The 3,508-nt window shown below is 69.0% G+C and carries 4 protein-coding genes; 2 read left to right on the top strand and 2 right to left on the bottom strand.

The genetic code is table 11. From position 1 onward, the window contains the following. Window positions 1-250 precede the first annotated feature (250 nt). Together ACFWF3_RS28770 and ACFWF3_RS28765 are read right to left on the bottom strand one after the other, a co-directional pair. Complete coding sequence (locus ACFWF3_RS28770) at window positions 251-667, bottom strand: acyl-CoA thioesterase (RefSeq protein WP_378995488.1); 417 nt, start codon at window positions 665-667, stop codon at window positions 251-253. A gap of 7 nt (window positions 668-674) precedes the next feature. After that, a complete protein-coding gene (locus ACFWF3_RS28765; protein WP_378995486.1) occupies window positions 675-1,607 on the bottom strand; it encodes an AraC family transcriptional regulator in 933 nt (310 codons plus the stop codon). Window positions 1,608-1,701: 94 nt separating this feature from the next. Between ACFWF3_RS28765 and ACFWF3_RS28760 the strand changes: the two genes are divergently transcribed. Beyond that, a complete protein-coding gene (locus tag ACFWF3_RS28760) occupies window positions 1,702-2,547 on the top strand; it encodes an NAD(P)H-binding protein (RefSeq protein ID WP_378995484.1) in 846 nt (281 codons plus the stop codon). Window positions 2,548-2,661: 114 nt separating this feature from the next. Beyond that, a partial coding sequence (locus ACFWF3_RS28755) for an MFS transporter (RefSeq protein ID WP_379316645.1) occupies window positions 2,662-3,508 on the top strand: 847 nt, incomplete at its 3' end.

The raw sequence follows: 3,508 nt of genomic DNA, 5'->3' as shown, positions 1-3,508 counted from the left end.
CGACACAGACAAGAAGACCTTCGCTGCCCTCCCCGGACCACCCGACTCGCCCGCGGGCCAGATCATCCTGCGCGCCCGCCGCGGCAGCGAGTGGCCCGAGGTCGGCGTCATTGCATCCTGAAGGCTGTGCCACGACGGGCTTCAGAGTCGACATCGCCCCGAGGTCGGCGTCATTGCATCCTGAACGCTGTGCGACGACGGGCTTCAGAGTCGACATCGCCCCGAGGTCGGCGTCATAGCCTCGTAAACGCTACTCGGTGACGAGCTCCGCGGCTGCTGTCCGCACCACCTCGGGGATCGCCACCGGTTTGCGGGTGTCGGCGTCGACATAGACGTGGACGAATTCGCCGGTGGCGGCGAGCTCGAGCCCGCCGTCGCCCGCGCGGAAGATCGCCAGGTCGTAGGTGATGCTCGAGGTGCCGAGGCGGGCGATCCGCAGGCCCACCTGGAGCTGGTCGGGAAAGCTGACCGAGCCGTGGAATCGGCACGACGTCTGCGCGACGACGCCGAGCGCGGGCAGCTCGGTGATGTCGGTACCGGTGGCGCGCATCAGCCAGGCGTTCACGGCGGTGTCGAAGTAGGAGTAGTAGGTCACGTTGTTCACGTGGCCGTACTGGTCGTTGTCGGCCCACCGGGTCGGCATCGGCCACAGGACGGGATAGCTCATCGGGTCATCATGCCGCGCTCCCCTGCCGGTGGTCGCGCGGGCTCACCCCGAAGTGCCGTTTGAAGGCGGTGCTGAGGGCGAAGGCGCTGCCATATCCGACCTGGTGAGCGATGGATTCCACCGTCGCGTCGGATTCGGCGAGCAGATCGGCGGCGAGCGAGAGCCGCCATTCGGTCAGAAAGCTCATCGGCGGTTCCCCGACCAGCTCGCTGAACCGGCGGGCCAGCGCGGCCCTGGACATGCCGACCGCTTCGGCCAGGGCGACCACCGTCCACGGATGGGCCGGATTGTGCTGGAGCAGGCGCAGGGCCTTGCCGACCAGCGGATCACTGTAGGCGTGGTACCAGGCGGGGGCGTCGTCGCGGGCGAACCAGGCACGCAGGGCGGCGATGAGCAGCAGGTCGAGCAGGCGGTCGAGAACGGCGGTTTGCGCGGGCAGGTCCTTGGTCGCTTCGTCGACGAGCAGATCGAGCAGTCGGGTATCGAGCTCACCGCGCGGCAGCACCGCGACCTGCGGCAGCGCACGCAGCAACCGTCTGCTCACCGCGCCCGCGGATTCGTAGGTTCCGGTGACCATCAGCGTCTCACCGTCGATATCGGTGCCCCACTGTCGCACGCCCAGACTCAGTGTCTCGCACAGGATCTCACCCTCGGGCGTCGTGGTGACCTGCCCCGGCTGGATGACGACCTGGGGTTCGGTCGCCGGATCGTCGGCCACCGTATACGGCTGCGGCCCACGGAAAACCGCGACGTCGCCCGCGCCGAGTTGCCGCGGCGGCATGGAATCGGTGCTGACCCAAGCCTTTCCGCGGATCATCGCGAGCACCGTGAGCGGGGCTTCGTCCTGCACGCGCAGCGACCACGGTGGGTTCAGCAGCGAACACATGAGGAACGCACCGCGGGCGCGTGGACCTTCGAGCAGACCGGCTAACGCATCCACCACTCCACAGTAGACGACAACCCGTAGACGACAACGCATGTTCGTGAGCGGCACGACGATGTCGCCGCAGGCCGCGCGACGGTGTACTTGTCTTATGACAAACACCGCTTCTCACCAGCAGCTTTCCCTCATCACCGGCGCTACCGGCAAGACCGGCAGCCGGGTGGCGGCCCTCCTCGAAGCCGCGGGCCGACCGGTCCGCCACGGCTCACGCACCGCGGCGATCCCCTTCGATTGGACCGACCGGCAGACCTGGGCGCCCGCGCTCGCCGGCGTCGACTCCGTCTACCTCGCCTTCCAGCCCGACCTCGCCGTACCCGGGGCCCCGGACATCATCCGCGCGTTCACCGCCGCCGCCCGAGCCGCGGGCGCGCGCTCGGTGGTGCTGCTGTCCGGTCGCGGCGAACCCGAAGCGCTGGAATGCGAAGAGATCGTGCAGAATTCGGGTCTGAGCTGGACCATCGTGCGCTGCGCCTTCTTCGCGCACAACTTCAGCGAAGGCGCCTTCGTCGACGACGTGCTCGCCGGTGCAGTGGCGCTGCCCAACGGCGATGTGCCGGAACCGTTCGTGCACGTCGACGACATCGCCGAGGTGGCGGCGGCCGCGCTCACCGACGCGCGCCACGCGGGTCAGCTCTACGAACTCACGGGCCCCCGCGCCCTGACCTTCGCCGACGCGGTCGGCGAGATCGCCGCGGCCACCGGTCGCGAGATCGCCTTCGTTCCCGTCTCCCGGCCGGAATTCGTTGCGGCCCTGAGCGAATACCAGGTCCCCGACGATGTGATCAGCCTGCTCGACTACCTGTTCGGCACCATCCTCGACGGCCGCAACACCGCCACCGCCGACGGTGTCCGCCGCGCTCTCGGGCGCGAGGCGCGCGATTTCACCGACTACGCCAAGGAAACCGCCGCCACCGGCGCCTGGACGCCTCGGCAGTAGTCGGACAGTTGATCACCAGGCCCGCACCGAGACAGCGCCCGAACGGCGAACTCGTAGGGCCTGGTGATCTTGAATTGCCGGGTACTCCCGCGCCGAGGCGGTACCGTCGAAGTGGTGGGTTCAGCGACGATCGACCGCAAGTTTCGGACGGCCCGCGCCGCCGTGTTCGCGGCCTTCACGCTGAACGGGGTGCTGCTCGCGATGTGGGTGGTCCACATTCCGGCGATCACCGACCGAGCCGGGGTATCGGCCTCGATGCTCAGCGTGCTCGTGCTACTGATGGCCGGCGCCGCGCTCGTCGGTATGCGGCTCGCGGGCCCGGCCGCCGACCGGTTCGGCAGCCGCACACTGGTCGCCACGGCCGCGTCGGCGATCTCGGTGACCGTGCTCGGCCCAGGACTGGCGACCAGCCCGATCACTTTGGCGATCGCTGTGGCGTGCTTCGGGTTCGGCATGGGCGCCCTCGACGTATCGATGAACACCCAGGCGGTGTACGTCGAACGGGCGTATCACCGGCCGATCATGTCCGCCTTCCATGCGATGTTCTCGGCGGGCGGGTTCGTCGGGTCGTTGGCGGGCGCGGCCGCGCAATACGCGCAGTGGCCGCCGCAGCTGACGTTGACGTGCGCCGGGATCGCGGGATTGGTCGTCACCGCTGCCCTGGTGCCGCACCTGCTCGGCCGTCAACAGCCCGAATCACCCTCGCACCTCGAAGATTACGACAACGAGGGTGCGCGATCCGCGAACAGCGCGCGAGAGCGGCCGACAGCCGACGCAAGCGAACCGGCGGACCTGCGACACTGCACCGACGCGGGCAGCTCGACAGGTTCACTGTCCGGAACCTCCGGTCCCGCCGCTTCTGTTCGGCCCCGCGCCGAGAATCGCACCGACCAGCACGGCGAACGACACCAGCGGGCCCGAAAAGTGCTCTCGCTCGGGGCCGTCGCGTTCGTGCTGCTAC

Source organism: Nocardia sp. NPDC060220 (assembly GCF_042727815.1).
Classification (GTDB): domain Bacteria; phylum Actinomycetota; class Actinomycetes; order Mycobacteriales; family Mycobacteriaceae; genus Nocardia.
This window is presented reverse-complemented; position numbering and strand designations above follow the sequence as displayed.

Bases quoted from the DNA above. Each gene is read 5' to 3' on its own strand.
- ACFWF3_RS28770 (WP_378995488.1), bottom strand. From the start codon at position 667: ATGAGCTATCCCGTCCTGTGGCCGATGCCGACCCGGTGGGCCGACAAC.
- ACFWF3_RS28760 (WP_378995484.1), top strand. From the start codon at position 1,702: ATGACAAACACCGCTTCTCACCAGCAGCTTTCCCTCATCACCGGCGCT.